The sequence below is a fragment of the Dactylosporangium sp. NPDC051485 genome, assembly GCF_040682015.1.
Classification (GTDB): Bacteria; Actinomycetota; Actinomycetes; order Mycobacteriales; family Micromonosporaceae; genus Dactylosporangium.
In genome coordinates this window covers 40,271-61,757 of record NZ_JBFAZW010000011.1, presented here as the reverse complement: position 1 = coordinate 61,757, position 21,487 = coordinate 40,271, and the positions used below count along the sequence as shown (strand labels likewise).

The following is a 21,487-nucleotide window of genomic DNA, read 5'->3' as shown; positions in this document are numbered from 1 at the left end:
AACCGCGCCTCATGCGCGGCGGCGAAATCGCGCCCAACCCGGACCTGGACCGGGGGTCTCTGAGCAGTGACAGGATCATCCGACAGAGCGGGGAGGCGGCTCTCACGATGCGTGACGGGCCGGGGCTGCTACAGCCCCTGATGATCGACGAACTGCCACCGACCAGGGTGGACCTGCGCCGGGCCGTGCGGGCGGGCCGGCGCCGCAAGCGCGCCCGCGCGGCGGCGCTCGCCGGACTCACCTGCCTGGCCGTGCTCGCCGTGGCGACGGTGGTCAACCGGGCCATCGTCGCGGCCGGGCCGCCGCAGCGGCCCGCGGCGACCAGGCCGGCGACGCCGTTCGCGGTGCTGCCGCCGGTGGCCGCCTACACGAAGGCGCCCGCCACGCCCGGCGTCTCCTGCGTCCCCGGCGACCAGACCGCGCTCGGCGTCGACGCCAAGAGCGTGAAGACGTTCGTGTTCGACCCCACGGGGCGGGTCGGCGTCGGCCGCGAGCAGGTCGGCGACAACGCGTTCGGCGACTACCTGCGCTCGGTCGACGGCCACGTCGAGCGCATCGCCCCACAGGGCGACACCGCGAGGTCCTCGCGGTCGCCACGAACGGCGACTTCGTGACCCGCGGCGGCCGCTACAGCGGCGGGAAGTTCACCCCGCTGCCGACCGTCCAGGCCGCGAACTCCCGCGGCGACGTGATCGGCGACGACCGGTCCGGCCCCGCGTCGGTCGGGCCGGCCGGCGAGCAGCTGCGGCCGCTGCAGGCGCCGCCCGGGTTCACCGCCCGCGCCGTCGCCATCAACGAGGACGGCATCGCCGCCGGCTACGTCGAGCGCAAGGACAGCGAGCTGTCCGACTCGGCGCCGGTCGTCTGGACCGCACCGGCCGGCTGCTGCGTCAGCTGCCCGTGCCGGCCGACGCCCGCAGCGTACTGATGATGGACATCACCGGCGACTGGGTGCTGGCCCGCGGCGTGCGGTGGAACCTGAAGACCGGCGCGATGGACGTCATCGACGACATCTGGGCCCGCTACGTCGACACGCAGGGCCGGGTGTACGGCGACCAGCCGCAGATGGCTCCGCCGCACCCGGGTTACTGGGTCAACGGCAAGGCCGGTGTGCTGCCGGTCGTCGAGGGTGTAGGGGTGGCCGGATGGCATGCGGTCGAGCGTGGTGTCCGCCGAATCGGACCATCGTCGTCGGGCCTCTCTCTGTCTCTTGCGGGGTTTGGAGGTGAGGCTGGGTGGGCCGCCCGCACCGCGCGGGCTGCGAGGTGAACGCGGTGCGGACGACCCAGGTGGGGCGGGCGGCCTCCTATCGATCGCGGGGATCGACAAGGCGGCGCAGTCGCCGTGTGGCCCCACCGTTGCGGAGACGCCGGTCGCCCAACCGGCGTCTCCGCTGGCTGGGTCCCCGACTGGCACAGGTCGGGGCCGCACCCGGCTCAGGACGGGCCACGTCGGTTGCGCGGCGGATCACGCAGGTCAGGATTGGGTTCGCGGTACATCGGGCGCAACGCGACCTCGTCACCGATCGGGATCGACGCGAGCTCGCGGAATCCGTGGCGCTGGTACAGGGCGACGTTGCGGTCGCCAGTGGCCTCCAGATAGGCGGTACGGCCGGCCGCGTCTAGGCGGGTCAGTCGGTGCCGCAGCAGCAGGGAGCCGATGCCCTGGCCATGGTGCTTGGGAACCACGGCCAGGTAGGCGAGGTACTCATGCGGTCCGAAGGGATGGCGATGCTCCATCGCAGCGTCGAGGGCGGCGAATCGGTCGGTGTGCGGGTCGCAGGAGGCAGCGAGGCGTCGCTCGTAGTCGGGGATGGGCAGGCTAAACCGGGTTGTGACGTCGACCCAGATCGCGACGCCGTGGAAGCTGCCGGCCACCTCGATCCGCACGCTGGGCCGGGCGAGGAAGCCGTCCAGCAGCAGCCCGAAGTAGCCGGGGTAGATCGCGGCCCGTTCGTGCGGGTCGGGAACCAGCCAGCGGGCCAGGTCACCGTCATGGAACGACTCGGCCAGCGCGACAGCGAGCAGGCTGTGATCGGCCCGACCCGCGATCCAGAGATCTGCGGCCTCGTCACCGGCTCCGTCCCTGATCGTCGACCTGGGCCGTGGCACCGAGATCGGGAGCGCCCTGGCCGATGCCGGCATACGCCGAGGGCCGAGCGGCGCGCAGATAGACGGCCCGGGCGGCGCCCACCACCGCTGTGACGGCGAAGCTTGCGGGCAGCGTGTACCGCCAGGCCGACGTCGCCGGCACGCCGACCAGCAGGTCGAAGTGTCGCACCGTTAGCACGGTCACGACCGTGAGCAGGACGGCGGCCACGACCGGCGCCACGAACGTCGGCCAGATGCCGAAGTTGTCGCGGCGGTGGCGTTGGTGAGCGAAGTAGACCGTGACCGCGGCCGACGTCACGGTCATGAGCAGCAGCACGCCGAACCCACCGAGGACAGTGCCGGCGAAGAACAGCACCAGGAACGGATCCCAGCCCCGTGCCGCGAACAGCACGACCGTGGCGGCGGCCAGCAGCGTCTGGATCAACGACCCCCAGATTGGCGCCCCGGCGCTGTTGAACCGCTCGAACGCCGACTCGAACCCCACGTAGCCCGCGATGGTGACGCACGCGGCAACCGCGTACCCGGCTAGGGACAGGTGCACCGGGGACAGTGCGTCGAACGTCGTCACGCCGTTCGCCGGGTGGGCGATGTGCACGGCGGCGAATACCAGCACGATGACCAGCTCGGCCGCGAGAAGGACGGCCAGGATCGTCCCGGACAGGTCGACCCGCAGCAGGCCGAACACGGCCACGACCAGACACGCCGCGCCGGACAGTAGCCACCACGGGACGTCGTGGCCGAAGGCGAGCAGGGTCTGGTGCAGGCCGTAGCCGAACGCACCGGCCAGGCCGACTTGCATCACGGTGTACGCCTGAAGCGCGGTCATCGCCGCGGCCACGCCGGGAATGCGGCCCAGCCCGGCGGTGATGTAGCTGTAGAACGCCCCAGTGTTGACGATCTGGCGTGACATCGCCACGTACCCGACCGAGAACACCGCCAGCACGACCGCGACCGCGATGTACACCAGGGGCATCTGTACGACGCCGGTGACCGCCCAGCCGCCGGTGGCGCCGCCGAAGACCACGGTCGCCGGGGCGACCGCCGCGAACGCCGACGCGACCAGCCGCCCCAGACCGAGCCGGGTGCGTTCCAGCGACGCCAGGACATTGCTGGGCCGGCCGCGCTGGACCGGTGCCTGCATAGGGACGGACACGATGTACTCCTTCATTCCAGAGAATTGAGTAGGGTCAGCGGCCGGTCATGACCGTGGACCCGACAACGGCCGCGGTGTGCGTGAGCAGCTGCCGGTACAGCGGCCGGGCCGCGGCGAGCTGCGCGTCGAGGTACCGCTCGGCGGTGGGCCCTCCGCCCTCCAGTGCCCGCACGTGCAGGCCGGTGACCTTGGCCAGGCCGGCGAGGATGACGTCGGAGTCGGTGAACACCCGCTGTTCGAGCAGGAAGATGTGCAGCCGCGCCGCCGGCCACCCGAAGGTGTTGGGGTCGACCGGCCGGTGCACGGTGCGGGAGCGGCGGCCCAGCAGCCGGCGATCCTCGACCCGCACGGCCAGCCGCTGCCGCACGATCCGTCCGGCGACCGATTCGTACGCGGTCTGCGCCAGGTGCCGCAGCCACACCTGCACCGGCAGCCGTCTCCGCGGCGGTGACTGGGACGTCGTGGGTGGCGCCGAGGCGGGCGGGCTTCTGCCGAACGGGCCGTGGGAGGCAGCGGTCCGTTCGGCGCCGCGCCCGCCCCGGGCCGGCTGTGTCGGATGGCCGCCGCCGAATGCATGGGATGGCGACGGCCGTCGCGATGACCAGTCGATCAGGAATGCGCAGGGGTCGGAACCATTGACAGCCGTGAACAGCGGGAACGCTGGAGAGGTCCGCGTGAAGTCCGTGAACTCTCCATCCGGACGCGCTTCTGTGCGAGGACGGCGACGACAATGGACCGGTGCGGGTACTGGTGCTGGGCGGTTCGTGGTTTGTCGGCCGGGCTGTGGTCGACGCGGTGGCGGCCGGAGGTCACGACGTGGCGGTGTTCAACCGGGGCGTCACTCCGGCGCCGCTTCCGGGCGGCGTGCAGCGCATCGCCGGGGACAGGGAGTCGGCGGCTGATGTCCGGGCGCTGGCGCGGTATGGGCCCTGGGACGTCGTCATCGATGTGAGCGGCAGTATTCCGGCCGTGGTTCGGCGGAATGCGCAGGTACTCGCGGACGTCGCAGGTCATTGCGCGCTCGTCTCGACCATTTCGGCCTACCGGGATTGGCCCCACGCCGAAGTCGATGAGGAATCTGCAGTCTGGGACGCCGCTGCCGACGACGACCCAGGTGTGCGCCGCTGGGATCCGGATGCGTACGGTCCGCTCAAGGTCGGATGTGAGATCGCCAGCGAGGAGGCGTTCGGGGCGCAGCGGCTGCTCGTGCTTCGGCCGCACGTGGTGCTGGGCCCCTACGAGTACGTGGGACGACTGCCCTGGTGGCTCGGCCGGATGCGACGAGGCGGTCAGGTCTTGGCGCCAGGCCCCGACCGGGCGATCCAGCCGGTCGATGCGCGCGACCTGGCGATATTTCTGCTGGAATGCGTCGAAACGCGAAAGTCAGGGCTGTTCAACGTGGCGCCCCAGCCGGAGGCGGCGACGTACGGCGGAATGCTTCAGGCGTGCATCGAGGCGACCGCGGGGTCTGCCGAACGGCCGGTGGACCTGGTCTGGGCCGACGAGGACTGGCTGATGGGCCAGGGAGTCACGCAGTGGACGGAACTGCCGCTATGGCGCAACGCCGCAGCTCCGTGGGGCATGAAGGTCGACCGTGCTCACGCCGTCGGGCTGCGATGTCGGCCGCTCGCCGACACGGTTGGCGACACGTGGGCGTGGCTGCGGGACGGCGGTCGTGCCGTGGAACATGAGCGGTTCGCTGAGCATGGGATCGCGCCGGGCAAGGAGTCGGCGATCACCGGGTGGTGGCTCGACCGGGCCGAAGGAGGGCATCGGTCAGGGTCTTCGTGAAGGCTCGGTTGATCGACGGATCACGTCCCGGGGACGTATCGTTCCGCTGGCTCGTATCCGAACTTGGTGAACAGCTGTAGCGCGGCCGTGTTGCGAACGCCGGTCTCCAGGATGACGCGGCGCGCGCCCGACGCGACCGCGGCGTCCTCCAGGCAGGTGAGCAAGGCGTTGCCGATGCCCCGGCCACGCGCGCCCGGAGCCACAAACGTCTTTTTCAGCTCGACGGTGGCGGTCTCCCGGTCGTACCAGCGGCACCCGCCGCACCCGACTGGCCGGCTGTGCCGGTAGGCGACGAAGAAGAATCCGTTCGGCGGCAGGTACTCGTGCGGCGCAAGGTCGACGGAGTCAGCGAAGCCGTATCGGCCCTGTTGTTCCTGATAGAAGGCGGCCAGCAGCCACGCTGCGTCGGGGTGGTCGACCGGGCGCCGGACGAAGGAAGCCTCACCGGCCGGCTCAGCACAACTCGCCGGTGCGGGGAGATCGTTCGTCATACAGTTGATAATGCCTCATCGAACTGCGGAAGAAACTCGGCGGCGATCGGGGAACGCGACCGGCGCGCCAGCGCGGGCCGAAGTTGCCGCAGGTAGTTGCGCCCACGTGGCGACTGCACGACCGGTAACAGGCCGATCCCGGTTCGCAGCGCGTCGACGGCTTCGGGCAAGTCGCCGTTGATCAGCTGGGCCCGGGCCAGGAAGGTCGTGTGCAGCAGGGCCGACCGGGCGTACGTAGGGTGCCCGGCATCGCTGGGCGCGGTCATCTTCGCCACCGAGTCGGTGAGAAGTCCGATGCCCTCGGAGAGCAGCCGTTTGCGGCTCGTGGTGGTGCGTTCGGCGAGCACCACCAGGCCCTGGCCGGCCTCGGCGGCAAGTTGCATCGGATTGAGGTAGTACAGGAACGATGGCCCGTTGTACGTGCGTGCGCGGTCCAGCAGTTCGGCAGCCCGTTCGGCACAGCGGCGGTACCGGGCCAGGTCGCCGTCGGCCGCTGCCGCCGTGGCTTCCCGGCCGAGCAGGCGGGCCCGCAGTGTCGGGTCGGTGGTGCGGCATTCCGCGGCGGCGGCCTCAGCGAGCCGCACGGCCTGGGGTCCATGGCCGGCGAACGCCGACACGTAACTGAGCATCCCGATGGCGTTCGCCGCCCGGTCCCGTGCCTCGAGTGCCCGGCACACACCTACACTGAGCAGCAGATACCGCTCGGCCGAACCGTAGCGGCTGGAGTCGAAGTGCAGCCAGCCGAGCAGTTGGGCGAGATCGGCAACGATCGCCAAGAGCCTGCGGCCGGTCGTCTAGTCGTAGTTGGCGTACTCGACGAGATCCACGACGTTGCGCAGTTCGGCGCCCACATAGCGCAGGCTGAGCGCACCGCCGCCGTGCCGGTCGTCCAACCGACGCAGCCCGGCAACATGCGCTTCGATCAGGTCAACCTGCTCGGGTAGCACCCGCTCGCGACCGGCTCGGTTCCGGGCGACCAGTACGGCGCCACGCAACTGGTCCAGGACCGCAGCGGTGAGATCCGCACCCGAGGCGTCCTCGACGGGACTGCGCGGCGTCGGTGAGGTCGTGGTCAGCTGGCTGAGCTCCCGGACGAGATCGTCAAGGTGCGTGAGCGTGTCCAGGCCAATTGCCGCCGATCGCGTACCGGGAGCAGTCCCGTGAGTGGGCCACAGTTGTTCGACGGTGACGGCAAACCCGAGCCGGTCGGTCAGCACCGCGGCAGCGGCATCGGGGATGGGCGGGCGCGGCCGGAATCCCCGGTTGGTCCATGAGTAGCCGGCAGTCGGGTCCAACCGCAGGCGGTCCCGGCCCTGGCTGGACAGCCGCGCGTTGATCGCGTTCACCAGCTGACGCGGTCCCCAGTCGGCCAGCCGCAGCAGGTCGGCCAGTGCCGCGGGCGGATCACTCATCGATTCCTCCCGATCGGTGTCATCGCACAGTAGCCGAACCGTGACAGCAATGTGGTACCGAATTTGGCGGCGGACCGAAGTTCACGACGTTCACGGGTTGGTGTTCGGAGTTCCCGATGTTCACCGCTGGTCGCCCTGCCTCGAAAGGGCCGGCTGCTGCTGGACTCGATGCCTGATGAAAGGGACCGTCGACATGGCCGTGAACCAGACCCTCGAACGGCAGCTGTCCGAAGACGGGTACGGGCAGATGATCCGAGCGCTCAATCAGCTGCACTGCGCCGGCGAGACCGACTTCTACAGCAACGCCCCGCTGCGTCCGTGCGAGGAACGCCTGTTCGATCGGTACGGCCGTAACACGCGCATCTTGGATGCCGGGTGCGGTGCAGGCCGGGTTGCGAAGGCGATCACCGCGCGCGGCGGCCAGATCCTCGGCGTGGACATCAATCAAGCCGCCATCGACGTCGCCCGGCAGACCTGCCCCGACGCCGCATTCGTCTGCGCCAGCATGACCGACCTCCCGCTGCCTGACGAGAGCTTCGACCAGGTGTGGTGCCTACGCTTTTCGTTCAATGCCCTACCAACGCTCGCCGAGCGAATTGGGGCGTTGGCCGAGCTGTGGCGGGTCTGCGCACCAGGCGGCTGCGTGCTGGTCGAAGCGTTCAACTGGCACTACCGGGGCCCGGTTCGGCCTGGTGCGGCTCGCGAACATGCTCGACCAATGGTCGCGGCTGCTGCGCTGGCACGGTGAAGGTAGGCAGCGCTCGACGCCGATCCCGGCGCGGGACATCCTCTACCTGGCGAACAAGGCCCATGGCGCCGCGCCCGGATACGCCCACCTCACCACGGTCCGCGAGCTGCTCCAGCTCGCCGCCGCAACCAACCTCGGCTCGCACGCCATCGTCACCAGCGAGGCGTCGCTGATGGCCGGCGCGCTGGTGCCGGTACGTCCGCGTCACGGCGGCTACTCGATGTGGCTCGCGGCAACGAAACCGGGCCGACCGTCATGAGGCTGGTACGCATCGGCGACATCGGCGTCGAACTCCACCTCGACCATCGCGCCAACCGCGGTGTCGGAGCGTTCGTGGACCGCATCTCCGACGAAGCCGTCGATCTACCCGGCAGATATCACCTGCTGGCAATTGCCGGCGAACAGGCCCGGCTCGTCATGGACCCGGATCGCAAGACCATGTCTCTGACCCTTCCGCCTGCTCGAACCGAGCGTGATCAGGCCACGATCGAGATCGGCCTGCTGCAAGCACTCGCCCGAGGCGTCGCCTTCCTGGAAGCAGCCGACCCGCAGGTCGCAATGCCGACCGCGCTGCTGCACGGCGGCGCCGTCATGATCTCCACCGACTGTGCGATCGCCGTGGTCGACGGCGGCCTCGGTCAAGGCAAGACGTCACTCGCGATGGGACTCGCCGCCAGACACGGACAGCTGATGGTTGACGAGTTCACATTCGTCACGATCGCTGGCCAGCATGTTACCGTTCTGGCCGCACCGCAATGGCCGTGGCACGTCCGCAGCGACATGGCAGCGCACCTGGTACCCGGGAACGTCGACCGCCGGTTGCTGTTCGCGGGAGACCTCACCGGCATCGCCACCACGGCGGTCAACGCCGACGCCGTGCGGATGATGCTGATACCGGATCGAGGACTACCAGCTGGTGAGACCGTAGACGTCTCCCCGGTCGAGGTGCGCCGCCTGCTGCGCTGTGCGGTCACCGACCACCTGCGCAAGCTCGTCGATCCGCGCCTTGATCACGTCTCGATCTTCGATTCCCCCGATCACCTCGCCACCGCTGATGGTGCACCCTTGCACACCCGACCGGCCGTGCTCGTGCACGACGCCAAGCGGGTGCTCGACGCGCTTGTGACCGTGCCGGTCATTCGGGTCGGCATCGGCGCCCCGGCCGACCTACCTATCAGCGTCACCGCCGCCAGTGCCCGGTGCACGGAACTGCTGGCATGACACCGCCGTTAATCCTGCTCGCCGGTACCAGCGAATCCGGCAAGAGCAGCGCCGGGAGCCACCTCGCGGAGCAGCATCACGCTCGCCGAATCAAGATCCGGTCCATCCTCGCCGAACTGAGCACCGGCCGGCCGGTCACCCACGAGGGTGTACCAATGCGCGAAGGCTTCGACCATCGGGAGTTCCTGGATCTGGTACGTGAACTGCCCGAGCCCGGCGATCCACGCACACTGCTGATCGAGAGCTTCATCGACGCCGAACTCGCCGAGGCGACCAAACGAGCCTGGACCGGGCCGGCTCGCATAGTCTTCATCACAGCGACACACGCCAACCGCATCGCCAGGCTGACCGCGGCAGCCGGGATCAGCCCGGACGAGGCCGCCGCCACCATCGCGCAGAAGGACGCCCGGAAACGGGTAGCCGAGCAGTGGCCGCGGTGGCGCTCGATCACGAACGACTGGATCGACAACGACGGCGACTATGCAGCCTTCATCGCCAGGCTCGACGCCGTCATGACCAGAGCAACGAGCGGCACGAACACAGAGGAGATGACGTGATCCGCCAGTACGCCTCCGCCGGGGCGATCGTCGTGACCACGGACCTGCACCAACCCCGCACCCTCCTGCTGGACCAGGTGCGCGCAACCGGCGAACGGCAGACGGTCGCAGCGAAGGGGCGGCTGGAGCCGGGCGAGGCACCGCTGGCCGCCGCCCTGCGCGAGGTCGCCGAGGAGACCGGCCTCCACCACACCAGCTACGCCGGCTACCTCGGCCAGCAGGCGTACCACTTCACCGACAACGACGGCACCCCCGCCGCGAAAACCGTCGACTGGTTCCTCTTCGCCGCCGACGACACCAGCACCCTCGCCCGCCGCGAAGAAGGATTCAGCGCCGCCCGCTGGGTCGACCTCGAAGCCGCCGGCCACGAGGCCAGCCACGCCGGGTTCGACGAATACCTGCAACGAGCCGCGGACATCGTTGCCTGGCGGCAAGATCGACCGTTGGCGTTCAGCGCACTGCTCGACCGGGCGATCCGGGAAGTCGCCGACCGGGCCGCAGTTCTCCTTGCCGACCAGCCGGAGGCAGGCATCGGCGTGTGCGGCTCAGCCGCCCGCGGCGACTACGTCGAAGGCTGGAGCGACATTGACCTGATCGGCTGGGGCCTGCCCGCCGCTTCACAACTTACCGCCGCGCTGACGGACTTGCTCAACGAGATTGGCGCCCGCCATAGCACGAGGGTGTCGCTCCACCTCGCCGACGAGCGCGGGCACGACGTCCGGTCCGCGGGGGCGGTGTACGACATGAAACTGCAAGCCGCGCTGCGCCGTGTCGGCATCGACCTGCCCGTGATCGCCGGCACGGCCCCCGCAATCGCCCCCGAGACTGTCGACCTGCGACGCGGCCTGCAACTATTGCACCACCTCGCCACCCACGGCGACGTCCGGTCGAACATCGCCCGGCGCCAGCTGTCCCTCGCGTGCAGCACGGCCCGCACCATCGTCACCAACCATGATCCGGACGGCTCGCTGCGCCTACCGGACGTCGTGCGAACCCTCGAACAACGTTGGCCGGGCAGCCAGCTCGGCGCCCTACTCAACGACTACGACGCCTTCCGGCGGGCCGGCGCCGAACCGGCCAGCACCGCCGCCGACCTCGCCACACGAGTCCCCGACGCCCTCACCGAACTGCTCGACCTCGCCAGCTCCGACACCGTGGCCACCACGTCACCGACCGGGTGAGCGCTCGATGCCGGTCGTCTTCGTTGACGGCGTCGACGGCGCCGGAAAGACCACCCTGATCCACCACCTCGCGCGAACCCTACCCACCCAACCGGTGCACATCGCTGACCCGCTCTGGCACTACCTGCCAGCTGTCACCGACGCCGCCGACTTCGCCTCCTGGGTCACCAGCACCCCTGCCGAGGAGATCGCCGCCGCCCTCATCGACGCCTGCATCCACCGCCTCGACCACATCAGGCAACACCTCGGAGCGGCCGAACCCGACAACGTGGTCCTCGTCGACCGGGGACCACGGACAGTCGCTGCATCAGCCCGAGCGCACCTCGCCACCGGACGCTCAGCCAACGCCGCCTACGATCCTCACCCGGCCGTCAAACGGCTGAAGGCGGCCGTCATGCAAACCGCAGAGGCCACCGCTTGCATGACGGCCGAACTCCGCGTCACCAGCTACGACGCCATCCTGTACCGCCTCAGCCACAGCGAACGGACCGATGTTCGGTACCTGCACTACCTCAGGGCATTCCTGCACCACTTCGAGACCGAGCCACCGTGGCTGGGCGTCCAGCGGATCGAACTCGACGCCACCGCGAACGTCACAGTCAACGTAGGGACCATCCGAAAGGTCCTCCGGCTCTCGGCGCATTGAGCCGTTCGGCTCGCCAAGACCTCAGTGACGGACGGTCAGCCCTTGGCGGAGCGTAGGCGAATCTGGGCGATCCGGCGATCGAGCGTCGTTACGTGAACCGACTGCGGGCCGTACTCTGCCGCAAGTATGGGACGCAGTTGGTTGAGGTACCGCAGCCCGTCTTCAGTGCGGCCGTCCGCAGCCAGCAGCATGCCGAGTTGGTACAGCGCATCGCGGTAGAGCTGGTCGTCCTGATCTGCGCCGATAATGGCTAGGAAGCGAGTGAGGTACTCAACGGCGGACCCGGTCTCGCCGATCTCGGCGTGGCTCACGCCCGCGTAGTAGTACAACAAGGCCATATCGCCGTCTTCGCCGTCGAACGTGGGTAGGACAGCGTCCAAGACCGCGGCGGCCCGGCTGTGCTCGTCGGCGATATGCAGCGTGGTGCCCAGATCAATCTGGATCTGCCGTGCCACATCGGGATCGTCCACGGGACGAGCCGCGGCCCGATCCAGCAGGTCGATGGCGTGTTGCAGCTGCTGGTCCTGAAGAAGCTGTGCGACACGGTCCAAAACGTCCAGAGCCTCCTCCGCCGTCAGTAGTTCGGACGACGGCGCCGCTGCACGAGCACCCGCCGGGGTAGCGCTGCGGGGCCGCCGGGCGGGCGCCAGCGGACGCACAAACGGCCGGCGAGGATCACGCTCGCCGATGGCATCCGGACCCTCCGACCTCGCAATCGGTAGCAAGCCGTCGTACACGGTGTCGGCGTCGGGTCGGTCGCCGGGCTGTTTCGCGAGCATAGCGAGGACGAGTTCGTCCAGGGCGGACGGCACGTCGCCGCGGACGGTACGCATGGACGCGGCGGGCGTGTTGACGTGATGGTCGCGGTGGGAGCGGCTGGTCGTCTCGACGAAGGGCACCCGACCGGTGAGCATCTCGTGTAGGACGCAGCCGAGGGCGTAGACGTCGCTGGACGGACCAACCGGATTGCCAAGGACCTGCTCGGGAGGCATGTAGGGCGGGCTGCCGACGGTCATCCCGATCTGCGTCAACCTCGGCAGGGCGCTTGCACCGTGCAGCACGGCGACGCCGAAGTCGAGCACCTTGACCAGGCCGTCACCGGTGACGATCAGGTTCGACGGCTTGATGTCGCGGTGCACGACATCAACGCGGTGGACGTCGACGAGCGTGGCAGCGACCTGTGCCGCGATGGCGGCCGCCCACGAGATCGGCCACGGGTCGTCGGCGTAGTCCCTTACCTTGATCAGTTCGGCCAGGGTCTGACCAAATAGCAACTGCATGACCAGGTAGATACGGCCGGTTGACTCGTCCACACCGAAGTCATAGACGGACGGGATTCCGGGCAACTCCAGCCGCGCAGTCGTGCGAATCTCCCGAAGGAACCGCTCCCTGTCGACGGCGGCGGCATCGGCGAGAACCTGCCCCTCCGGGCTGCCCGGCTGAAGGGTCTGTCCGGGGACCTGGTGCATCAGCTTGATTGCAACGCGGCGGTCGAGCTGCTGGTCGTATCCACTCCAGACCTCGCCCATGCCGCCGCGACCGATGGGCGCGTCGACGCGATAGCGGTTCGCGAAGACCCACTCGTCAGTGGGAATCGACTGGCTCACACACGTCTCCGCCCAGGTAGTCAGCCGTTGCCGTTGGCAACTGTCTCATGACTGGCCGTCTTCGCGGAAACCTGCGAACGCAATTTTCGCAACGCTTCGGCTCGTGCCGGGCTCAGGATCAGGTTGTACGCGCGGCGCCGCGCTTCTGCCTTCACCGCGGCCTGGAACTCGGGATTGTCGAAGTACCGGCCAACGAACGCGGTGTTGCGGTCATGATTGCGGGCGACGATGTTATCCAACTCGGGGTCGGCGACCTGGCCAAACTTGGCGAGGTCGTTGTTCAGCGCGACCGCCTGCATTTTCTCGTCCTCGGCGAGGCTGATGATCTGTTGCGCAATGAGGATCTGATCCGACGAGCTCAGGTCGAAGCCGAACCGGTCGTTAAGCTCCTCGATCACCTCACTCAGCGGCTTCTCTTCCACCACCTTCGCGGCGCCGCCATCGGGCGAGAACCCCGGAATGAGATGCGCACCAGACGGCTGCAGTGCGATGTCGTGGGCGCCGATCTTGTCAATACGCAGATGGCTCAGCGTGGTCTCGCCGATGTCGACGCCAGCGCCCGGCTCGTGCGGCAGCCGACGCAGCAGGAACCGGGTGTAGAGGTACAACCGCTCCAGATCCGGGTCGGCGTAACCGACCACCTGCGCCAGGAAGCCGTAGGCGCGCACATAGTCCGACGCCGCCGAGCGGAACTCCTCGGCTCGGTCCCGGTCCTGCTTGGCAAGATCGGTGAAGCGGTCGACAGCCGGCTGCAGGAATCGGTAGAGCTGGGCGTGCGCCTTCTCCAGCTGCGTCTCGCTCGCCGAGTCCCGCTCGGCGCTCAGCAGCGCGTCGGCGAACGCGTCCATCTCGGCCGACACCAGAACTTGGTGATCCATGACGTCGCGCTGCTTGTCGTACAGCAGATTCGGGTCGGTCGGTTCGGTGATGGTGGTCTCGAAGTACGGCTTGAAGGCCTTCTGGATGTCCTCGGCCTCGTTGGCAAAGTCGAGCACGAACACGTCGTCTTGCGACTTCAGCCGATGCGTCCGGTTCAGCCGCGACAACGTCTGCACCGCCGCGACACCCGTCAGCGGCTTGTCGACATACATCGCGCACAGCAGTGGCTGGTCGAACCCAGTCTGGTACTTCTCGGCGACGATCAGGATGCGATATTCGGCCTGCTTGCGGGCGACGGCCTGCGGGTCGTCTGCCTTCGTGTAGGCGAACGCGTCCGGCAGCGCCGCCTCGGAGAACCCGTTAAGCTTCGGCTCGGTGTAATCGAGGCCATCAAGTGTCAGCGTGCCCGAGAACGCCACCAGCGGGGCGCAGTCGGCGATGCCCCGCTTGTCGAGGTAGCGCCGCATCGCCTGGTACAGCCTCAGCGCGTGCTCACGGGACCGGGTCACGACCATCGCCTTGGCCCGCCCACCCATGCGGTCGGCCACCTCAGTACGGAAATGCTCGACGATGATCTGCGCTCGCTGATCCTGCGATTCGGGGTGCAACTCGGCCGCACGGACCAGCTTCGCCTTGGCCTTCTTCGGATCGACCTCGGGATCGGCCGTCTCCGCGGCATCGACTGCCGCGTTGACTAGCCGCCACCGCGCCTGGTAGGTGATGTAGTTGCGCAGCACGTCGAGGATGAAACCCTCGTCGATGGCCTGCCGCATCGAATACACGTGGAACGGCTCGTCCTTACCCGTCGCCGGATTGCGGGTGCCGAATAACTCAAGCGTCTTGGCTTTCGGCGTCGCTGTGAACGCAAAGTACGACAGGTTCGGGTGCCGCCCCCGTGCCAGCGCCGAGGCGGTCAGCAGGTCGCCGTCGTCATCGATGTCATCTGAGCCGTGCCGTCCCAGCGCCTTCTTCAAAGCATTCGCGGACTCACCCGACTGCGACGAGTGCGCCTCGTCAATGATGACCGCATACCGCCGCCCACCCAGCCCGGCGACCTTGTCCAGCACGAACGGAAACTTCTGCTGCGTGGTGATGATGACCTTCGCCGTCGACCCGGTCAGCGCGTCCGCGAGCTGCTGCGAGTCCTCATCGATCTTTCGAACGACCCCGGCAACGTGGTCGAACTGAAAGATGGTGTCCTGCAACTGTCGGTCCAGGACTACTCGGTCGGTGATCACAATGACCTTGTCGAACACCGGAGCGTTGGCCGCGTTGTGCAGGTTGGACAGCCGATGCGCCAGCCACGCGATCGTGTTCGACTTCCCTGAGCCAGCGGAATGCTCGATGAGATAGTTGTGCCCGGCCCTGTTCTCGGTCGCGTGCGCCGTCATCGCCCGTACCGCGTGCCACTGGTGGTACCGCGGGAAGATCTTCGGACTGGTGTGCGGGTCGCCCTTGCCCTTCCTCGGCACCTCGACGTGCTCGAACCGCTGCAACAGCTCCAGGAAGTTGTCCCGCTGCCAGACCTCCTGCCACAGGTATGAGGTCTGGTACCCGTCGACCGGCGCCGGCGGGTTGCCGGCGCCACCCGAGACCCCCGGTCCGCTCGACCCGACGTTGAACGGCAGGAACCGCGTTCGCTCTCCCGCCAACCGCGTTGTGAGGAAAACGAGGTGCGGGTCAACCGCGAAGTGCACCAGAGCCCGCTTGTCGAACAGCGGCTCCTTCGGATCCCGGTCTGTGCGGTACTGCGCCTTCGCGTCCTCGACATCCTGCCCGGTCAGCGGGTTCTTCAGTTCCGCCGTGGCCACCGGAATCCCGTTGACGAACAGCGCGAGGTCCAGCTCATCGCTGGTCTTTGCCGAATACCGCAGCTGCCGCACCACGGTCAGTCGATTCGCGCTGTACTCGTCGAGCGCGCCGGCCGCAAGCGTGTGACCTGGCCTGAAGTACGCCAACTGGATCGTCACCCCGCGGTCTTTGATTCCGTTCCGCAGCACATCGAGTGTGCCCCGCTTGTCGATCTCGGCCGCGACCCGCTTCGCGAACTCCCGCTGCGCTTCCGGAAGGCCGCCGTAGGTCGTGACGAGCCTCTCGAAAGCCTTCTTCTGGGTTGCCCCGACAAACGTCTCGAGCTCGCTCGTGTCAAGCCCCAGTTCGCACGAGTAGCAACCAAGTACACCCCGTTCCCAACCGCGCGCAAGCATCTCGACCTCAATGGTCGCCTCAAACGCCTCTTCCATGTAAACGTGCGCGTTCACTCGACCTTCCCTTCGCCCGGGTCCTCGGTCTCACGCAGAACAGCGCGCGCCATCGATGCCAGCGACTCATTGTCGAGGAACCACCTCGTAGTCCCCTGAACCGCGACCGGTGCGCCGCTCCATTCGGCGAGTGCATACATACGCATGACTAGCCCGCTCGGCGTGTACCGCCTGCCGTCTGCCGCCCACACCAACGGCCGGCTCCGGTCGTTCACCCAAGTGACCGAGCCCCTGCGGCCGTCCTCTGTAAGCCACCCGGCAAGGCCCTCGCGCTCCGGCTCGGTAGCCGCTTGGAAGTTGAGGCGAATTCCGTCCTTGATTCGTGCAGCATCCACCAGGATGTGTACCGAGTTGCGGCGCCTATTGGCACGCTGCCGCGGCGCAGGACGGTACTCCGGCTGGAGATCGGGCACGGCTACCCCAAGCTCGAAGGACTGCAGCACCGACCGCACCAACGGCCGGATCCGGTCGGCCGATGCGAGTGTCGGTCCGATGAACGAGTTTTGACCAAACTGCCTGTCAATATCGGTGACGAGCCATCGAACGGCCCGGTCGACCAGGTCCGGCACGCGGTCCAATACACCGTCCCAGTCATACTCGATATCGTCGATGCCGTCGCGGCCCATCTCTTGAAATACGATATGCGTAATGATAAGCGGGCCTTGCTCGGCAACGGCTTGGGCGCGGCCTTCCAGATTTTCTTGCATGGCGTGCAGCGAGTCACGAACTTTGCGCATCAGCTGAACCGAACGCCAGATCTGAATGGCGGGTGGACGCTCGCCGAAGATACGGGTGTAGGCACCCTGAGCGCCCTCTTCCCACAAAAGATCCTCGTTGCTGCGAATCCGCTGTGCCATTCCCGGATCCGGGTGTGCACAGGCCAGCGCAATCGCGGCCTCGCGGACGGTGCAGCCGCTCTCCGGCGAGGGCTCGAACTCGCTCCTTCTGATCGCGTACGTCAGACCGAGAGTCAGCGAGAACTCCTCGCGAATCGCCAGTTGCACATCGTCGAGTGCGACGAAGTCTCGTCGCTCGATATGATTCTGAGTGTTCGTGGCCTTCGTGATCTGCGTGCTGGTCGTCTCGTCCGAACTCTCGATGATCCGGACTCCGACCAGGGCTTCGCGTACGGTTTCGGCGCCACTCTCGACCGCGTCTGCAATTGCGGCGACCGTCTGGGCGCCGTTCACTACGCTGACGTTGGTTGCGTGGACCGTGGCCGAGCCGAAGGGAGAGGTCTTGCTCTTGGGCACTAGGCGGAGCGTGTCACAGAGGACGATCACACCGTTGTTCCGGTACCAGAACTCGTAGGGCTCCTCAGTTAGGCTCCGGGTGATGTCGGCGTTGACCTGAGTCACGCCGAGCGACTCCCGGATGTTCTTTCGGAACAGCAGATCGCTATTGTCGGCGTACCACGACGCCACAGTGCCCGCGGTTGTGACGCCGTTTACTGCGCGCATTGGAGTAGTCAGCTCGAACCATCGCTCGAGCTCGAAACTCAAGTCAATCGGATCCTGTTCCGCCACGCTACGGATCATGTCCCAGACTTGATCGATGTAGAGTACCTCGAAATCGAGATACTGACCGTGGGCGTTGAACTCATCCCGCAGCTCTTTCAGGCGCAGCAGAACATTGTCATGCAATGGCACTTGGCGCATCAACCCGATCGTCAGCATGATGCGCGCCTGAACATCTCCGAGAATTGTTGCGATCTGGTTAGCGAAGGGCTGGAACTTGGGATTGAACCGTCCGAACTCCCGATGGTCGATCTTACGGAGACCGTCCGCCATTGTGAGAATGTCCTGCTCGCGGAAATTTGCCGTCCCCGCATCGCTCCACTTCGTCTGGATCAGCCAGAGCCTTGGCGCACCTGCCGCGATGGCCACTGCGTCGATGCCGAAATCCTGACCACCGTCAGTGACGGCCGACGCCGCCTGCTGATCACCGCAGCCCGTGCGGCTGTGTGCAATCGCTGCCGCAAGAGCCCGCGTGAGCAGGCCGCGCCGACGCTCCTCGGGATTCGGATTAGTGAAGTCGCTGATGTCGATACGATCTTCAAACCTTCGGCGAAGTGCCTCTGAGATCACTCGCACCTGACGCGACGTGTCTGACGGCTGCGACACTCAGTCCTCCCGCGTGGGTTCGCTTCCTCGAGCATTGAAATCCGTCGCACTCTAGCCCGAGTCGCGGGCTTCATGCCAAATGAGTTTCGCGCCCTGTGGTGACATCGAGCCGCCCAGTAACCGCCGCCGCAGTCAACGCCTGCCGACGCTCCGCCAGCACGGCACGTTGCCGTGCCATCATTTTCATTGATGCCTCAACCTCAGCGAGGGCGGAGGTGGCGGCCTCGACAATGGCTCTCTGTTGCACAAGCGCAGGAAGCGGAATGCGAAGATCACGGATTTTGCTGCTGCTTGTCGATGCAAGGTTAGTGGTCTTCGTTCCCGTTCTTTCAAAATGAGCCCGTGCAATACTCGTCCGGGTTAGCAACGCAAGGTACCGAGGATCGAGGCGTCGAGCGTCCACCCGGACTACAAAGACGTGATTTTGATGAAGGCATCCTTCGATCTCTCCGTCCCACACCGTTCCGCGTCCGAGCTTGTCGAGATCGCCGCCTTCGGTCATCAATACGTCACCCGGCCGCATCACGGATCTGGCCGCCACGTCCCTCGGTACCGTTATCTCGCTCACCTTATTAAGATCTAGATATCCGGCCTGAACGTTCGCCACCCGCAGATATGGCCTCGTAACATCGCTTAGGCCCCTCGCGCGCGATCCATCCACGGTGACGCCCGTCTGAATCTTTGCGAGATAACCAAGCCGGACCTCGGGGACGTTCGGTCCGACGGCGAAGTTGTCCGAAACCAGAGCCGTCGCCAATTCCTTCAGCAACTCGATCTGCATTGACCGCATAGAACCGATACGATCAATACGTTGAGTCTCGTTGTCGAGGAAGTCAGTGATTCGCCGCTGGTCGCTCAGCGACGGAAGAGGGATACGAAGCTCGGCAATGTCTGGCATGTAGATCGTCTTGTGAGTCGAACCCATTGCCAGTCGCCGGAGGTCGGGGGCCATAGCTCGAAGAGCATGGAGAAGGTACCGTCTGTCCAGCCGCGCACCACAGGTCCATGTCGCAAAGTCCTGACTCGTCGCCATGTCGGCGCCGAGAATTGCAGAGAACCCTACAGAAGCAGTACGCGAAAGGATGACGGTCCCGGGAGGGTGTCGCACGGCGGATGAGTTCGCGATACCGAGCAGGCTGATCTTCTCAACGGTTGACGATATCGTGTCGACGGTTCCGTCCCGGAGTTGACCGACGTCGGCGAGGGTCACCCAGGGAATCGTGCAGTTCTCCCAATACTCCGGGTGCTGCCTGCTAGGTGTGTGCCCGGTTCCCAGGCGGGCAACGTAACGGATCGGCACCGTCGGCCAGCGCGAGTCGCGCAACCACGGCGCAACCTCAACGCTCACGATGTCACCTCGGACAGGAGGGCCTGGATCTGAGACTCCAGGGCACGGAGTTCGGCATCAATTTCGGCGAGCGGGCGTGGGGGTTCGTATACGTAGAAGTGACGGGTGAAGGGGATTTCGTAGCCAACCTTGGTTTTCGTTTCGTCGATCCAGGCATCCGAGACGTGTGGCACGACTTCGCGGGTGAAGTATGATTCGATGTCTTCCTTGAGGGGGATGTTTTCGTAGTCGCGAAGGTCCGGATCCGGGAGAACAGCGCCTTTCGCCTTCTGGACCTCCCCGTCCGGGTCGCTGATCGAGACGGCGTCCCAGATGCCCTTTTCGACAGCGGCGCCCGGCCACGCGGTGCCGGCGGCTGCTGCGGCCGCGTGCAGGGCATTCTTGACCTCTGCCTTCGTGGGCCAGGTAGTGCCGATAAGGGGCTTGAAGGCTCCGATGAGGGAGTCGCGGCCCTCGTAGCGGGCCAGGGGCTTCGACTCGGCCAGGGCCGCGAGCGTGTCTTCGGTGATCTCGAAGCGGAGCTTGAGCGGGCGTTCGACGGTGATGCGGTGGTACCCGAAGCCCGTGGTGTCGAAAACCTTTACACGGGCCTGGTCGAGGTGGTCGGGGTCGACGGCGACGGTGAGGGCGTCGGCGTACAGCCGGGTGATGTAGGCGATCTGGTCGTCAGAGATCATCTTGCGCTTGTCGCCAAGACTCTTCCGCATCTTGACCCACTGGTCGCGGGCGTCGAGGAGGATAACCTTATGCTTCAGGGCGTCTGGCTTGCGGTTGGAGAGGATCCAGAAGTAGGTCGAGATGCCGGTGTTGTAGAAGAGTTGGTCCGGTAGGCCGATGATGCCTTCGAGGTAGTCGTTCTCTAGGATCCATCGGCGGATCTCGGACTCGCCGGATCCGGCGGCGCCGGTGAAGAGCGGCGAGCCGTTAAAGACGATGGCCAGGCGGGAGCCGCCCCTCTCCGGGGTCTCCATCTTCGACAGCATGTGCTGCAGGAACAGGAATGAGCCGTCGTTTATGCGCGGCAGGCCAGCGCCGAAGCGACGGGCGTGGCCGAGGGCGGCCTCCTCCTCGACGACGTCCTTGACCTTTTTCCATTCCACGCCGAACGGCGGGTTGGCGAGCATGTAGTCGAACGGACCCGCGTGCTGGTCGTCGCTGAACGAGTTGCCGAAGACGATGTTCGACGGGTCCTGTCCCTTGAGCATCATGTCGGAGCGGCAAATGGCGTACGACTCGGCGTTGATCTCCTGGCCAAAGAGTTTGACCTCGACGTGCGGGTTGAGCGAGGTGATGAGCTCCTCAGCGGCGGACAGCATGCCGCCGGTGCCGCAGGCGGGGTCGAGGATGTTGATGACGTTGCCCGGGCCGGTGAGGCGATCGGCGTCAGCGCCAACCAGAAGGTGGACCATCAGGCGGATAACCTCGCGCGGCGTGAAATGCTCACCGGCCGTCTCGTTGGAAATTTCCGAGAACCGTCTGATCAGTTCCTCGAAGACGTAGCCCATCTGATGGTTGTCGATATGGCCTGGGCTGAGGTCGATATCCGCGAAGCGTTGGACTACCGGATACAGTAGCTTGGCATTGGCGAGTCGGACGATCTGCGTTTCGAACTCGTACTTGTCGATGATCTCGCGAGCGTTGGCCGAGAAGCCGTTGATGTAGTCGAGAAGGTTCTTGGCGACGTCCGGCGCGGAGGCGCCGATGGTGGCGAAGCTCTGCAGCGAGGTGTTGTAGAACGGCAGGCCGGCGGCGATCCGCAGCAACTGGTCCTTGTTGGTTATCTTGAGGGAGGCGTCGCGATCCCAGACCTCTCGGCGGGTCGGCTCCATCACGCAGTCGAGGCGGCGCAGGACCGTCAGCGGCAAGATCACCTTGCCGTACTCCGACTGCTTGTAGTCGCCACGCAGCAGGTCCGCGACCGACCAGATGAAGCCGGCCAGTTCCTGATGGGTGCTCAC

General features: G+C 66.6%; 22 protein-coding genes. 10 read left to right on the top strand and 12 right to left on the bottom strand.

The features are described from left to right. Window positions 1–107 precede the first annotated feature (107 nt). The 3 genes from AB0M46_RS08590 to AB0M46_RS08580 are packed head-to-tail and all read left to right on the top strand — an operon-like array spanning window position 108 to window position 1,269. Complete coding sequence (locus AB0M46_RS08590; RefSeq protein WP_363333883.1) at window positions 108–614, top strand: hypothetical protein; 507 nt, start codon at window positions 108–110, stop codon at window positions 612–614. Beyond that, window positions 611–928, top strand: coding sequence for a hypothetical protein (locus tag AB0M46_RS08585; RefSeq protein WP_363333881.1), 318 nt, complete (start codon window positions 611–613; stop codon window positions 926–928). Before AB0M46_RS08590 ends, AB0M46_RS08585 begins: the two co-directional genes overlap by 4 nt. A gap of 2 nt (window positions 929–930) precedes the next feature. Next, window positions 931–1,269 carry a hypothetical protein gene (locus AB0M46_RS08580; protein WP_363333879.1) on the top strand — a complete coding sequence of 113 codons (339 nt, stop codon included), beginning with the start codon at window positions 931–933 and terminating at the stop codon, window positions 1,267–1,269. A 167-nt stretch (window positions 1,270–1,436) separates the two neighbouring features. Here the strand turns inward: AB0M46_RS08580 and AB0M46_RS08575 are convergent, their stop codons facing one another. Genes AB0M46_RS08575 through AB0M46_RS08565 form a run of 3 tightly spaced genes read right to left on the bottom strand, consistent with a single transcriptional unit; the run spans window position 1,437 to window position 3,691 of the window. After that, window positions 1,437–2,111 (bottom strand): GNAT family N-acetyltransferase, encoded by a 675-nt coding sequence (locus AB0M46_RS08575; protein WP_363333877.1) that lies wholly within the window; start codon window positions 2,109–2,111, stop codon window positions 1,437–1,439. Continuing rightward, a complete protein-coding gene (locus tag AB0M46_RS08570) occupies window positions 2,071–3,264 on the bottom strand; it encodes a hypothetical protein (RefSeq protein WP_363333875.1) in 1,194 nt (397 codons plus the stop codon). The genes AB0M46_RS08575 and AB0M46_RS08570 overlap by 41 nt, the downstream gene beginning before the upstream one ends. Before the next feature lie 34 nt (window positions 3,265–3,298). Then, on the bottom strand, window positions 3,299–3,691 hold the full coding sequence (locus AB0M46_RS08565; RefSeq protein ID WP_363333873.1) for a GPP34 family phosphoprotein: 393 nt from the start codon (window positions 3,689–3,691) through the stop codon (window positions 3,299–3,301). A 311-nt stretch (window positions 3,692–4,002) separates the two neighbouring features. Here AB0M46_RS08565 and AB0M46_RS08560 point away from each other — a divergent pair, with 311 nt between their 5' ends. Next, entirely contained in the window at window positions 4,003–5,055 is a 1,053-nt protein-coding gene (locus AB0M46_RS08560; protein WP_363333871.1) for an NAD-dependent epimerase/dehydratase family protein, read from the top strand. A gap of 20 nt (window positions 5,056–5,075) precedes the next feature. On the opposite strand, the gene AB0M46_RS08555 is transcribed toward AB0M46_RS08560, so the two are convergent. From AB0M46_RS08555 to AB0M46_RS08545, 3 genes are read right to left on the bottom strand one after another with little or no spacing between them, the layout of a single operon-like run. Then, on the bottom strand, window positions 5,076–5,546 hold the full coding sequence (locus tag AB0M46_RS08555; RefSeq protein ID WP_363333869.1) for a GNAT family N-acetyltransferase: 471 nt from the start codon (window positions 5,544–5,546) through the stop codon (window positions 5,076–5,078). Then, complete coding sequence (locus AB0M46_RS08550) at window positions 5,543–6,322, bottom strand: hypothetical protein (RefSeq protein ID WP_363333868.1); 780 nt, start codon at window positions 6,320–6,322, stop codon at window positions 5,543–5,545. The genes AB0M46_RS08555 and AB0M46_RS08550 overlap by 4 nt, the downstream gene beginning before the upstream one ends. A gap of 18 nt (window positions 6,323–6,340) precedes the next feature. Continuing rightward, entirely contained in the window at window positions 6,341–6,892 is a 552-nt protein-coding gene (locus tag AB0M46_RS08545; protein WP_363333866.1) for a hypothetical protein, read from the bottom strand. A 259-nt stretch (window positions 6,893–7,151) separates the two neighbouring features. Here AB0M46_RS08545 and AB0M46_RS08540 point away from each other — a divergent pair, with 259 nt between their 5' ends. From AB0M46_RS08540 to AB0M46_RS08530, 3 genes are read left to right on the top strand one after another with little or no spacing between them, the layout of a single operon-like run. Further along, the gene (locus AB0M46_RS08540; RefSeq protein WP_363333864.1) at window positions 7,152–7,706 is read left to right on the top strand and encodes a class I SAM-dependent methyltransferase; all 555 of its coding nucleotides are present in this window, start codon (window positions 7,152–7,154) and stop codon (window positions 7,704–7,706) included. Continuing rightward, a complete protein-coding gene (locus tag AB0M46_RS08535; RefSeq protein WP_363333862.1) occupies window positions 7,666–7,965 on the top strand; it encodes a hypothetical protein in 300 nt (99 codons plus the stop codon). Before AB0M46_RS08540 ends, AB0M46_RS08535 begins: the two co-directional genes overlap by 41 nt. Next, on the top strand, window positions 7,929–8,927 hold the full coding sequence (locus AB0M46_RS08530) for a hypothetical protein (protein ID WP_363333861.1): 999 nt from the start codon (window positions 7,929–7,931) through the stop codon (window positions 8,925–8,927). Before AB0M46_RS08535 ends, AB0M46_RS08530 begins: the two co-directional genes overlap by 37 nt. Window positions 8,928–8,935: 8 nt before the next feature. Here the strand turns inward: AB0M46_RS08530 and AB0M46_RS08525 are convergent, their stop codons facing one another. Beyond that, complete coding sequence (locus AB0M46_RS08525) at window positions 8,936–9,103, bottom strand: hypothetical protein (RefSeq protein WP_363333859.1); 168 nt, start codon at window positions 9,101–9,103, stop codon at window positions 8,936–8,938. On the opposite strand from AB0M46_RS08525, the gene AB0M46_RS08520 reads away from it, so the two are divergent. From AB0M46_RS08520 to AB0M46_RS08510, 3 genes are read left to right on the top strand one after another with little or no spacing between them, the layout of a single operon-like run. Beyond that, window positions 9,083–9,484, top strand: coding sequence for a hypothetical protein (locus AB0M46_RS08520; protein ID WP_363333857.1), 402 nt, complete (start codon window positions 9,083–9,085; stop codon window positions 9,482–9,484). The genes AB0M46_RS08525 and AB0M46_RS08520 overlap by 21 nt on opposite strands. Further along, the gene (locus AB0M46_RS08515; RefSeq protein ID WP_363333856.1) at window positions 9,481–10,665 is read left to right on the top strand and encodes an NUDIX domain-containing protein; all 1,185 of its coding nucleotides are present in this window, start codon (window positions 9,481–9,483) and stop codon (window positions 10,663–10,665) included. The genes AB0M46_RS08520 and AB0M46_RS08515 overlap by 4 nt, the downstream gene beginning before the upstream one ends. Window positions 10,666–10,672: 7 nt before the next feature. Then, a complete protein-coding gene (locus AB0M46_RS08510) occupies window positions 10,673–11,311 on the top strand; it encodes a hypothetical protein (protein ID WP_363333854.1) in 639 nt (212 codons plus the stop codon). Between the two features lie 35 nt (window positions 11,312–11,346). Here the strand turns inward: AB0M46_RS08510 and AB0M46_RS08505 are convergent, their stop codons facing one another. From AB0M46_RS08505 to AB0M46_RS08485, 5 genes are all read right to left on the bottom strand, one after another. Next, window positions 11,347–12,918: a serine/threonine-protein kinase gene (locus AB0M46_RS08505; protein WP_363333852.1), complete on the bottom strand. Its 1,572-nt coding sequence runs from the start codon at window positions 12,916–12,918 to the stop codon at window positions 11,347–11,349. Window positions 12,919–12,938: 20 nt separating this feature from the next. Then, window positions 12,939–16,058, bottom strand: a complete 3,120-nt coding sequence (locus tag AB0M46_RS08500; protein WP_363333850.1) for a type I restriction endonuclease — start codon at window positions 16,056–16,058, stop codon at window positions 12,939–12,941. Beyond that, complete coding sequence (locus AB0M46_RS08495; RefSeq protein WP_363333848.1) at window positions 16,055–18,181, bottom strand: AIPR family protein; 2,127 nt, start codon at window positions 18,179–18,181, stop codon at window positions 16,055–16,057. Before AB0M46_RS08495 ends, AB0M46_RS08500 begins: the two co-directional genes overlap by 4 nt. 70 nt (window positions 18,182–18,251) lie before the next feature. After that, window positions 18,252–19,529, bottom strand: coding sequence for a restriction endonuclease subunit S (locus AB0M46_RS08490; protein WP_363333846.1), 1,278 nt, complete (start codon window positions 19,527–19,529; stop codon window positions 18,252–18,254). Further along, the gene (locus AB0M46_RS08485) at window positions 19,526–21,487 is read right to left on the bottom strand and encodes a class I SAM-dependent DNA methyltransferase (RefSeq protein WP_363333844.1); all 1,962 of its coding nucleotides are present in this window, start codon (window positions 21,485–21,487) and stop codon (window positions 19,526–19,528) included. The genes AB0M46_RS08490 and AB0M46_RS08485 overlap by 4 nt, the downstream gene beginning before the upstream one ends.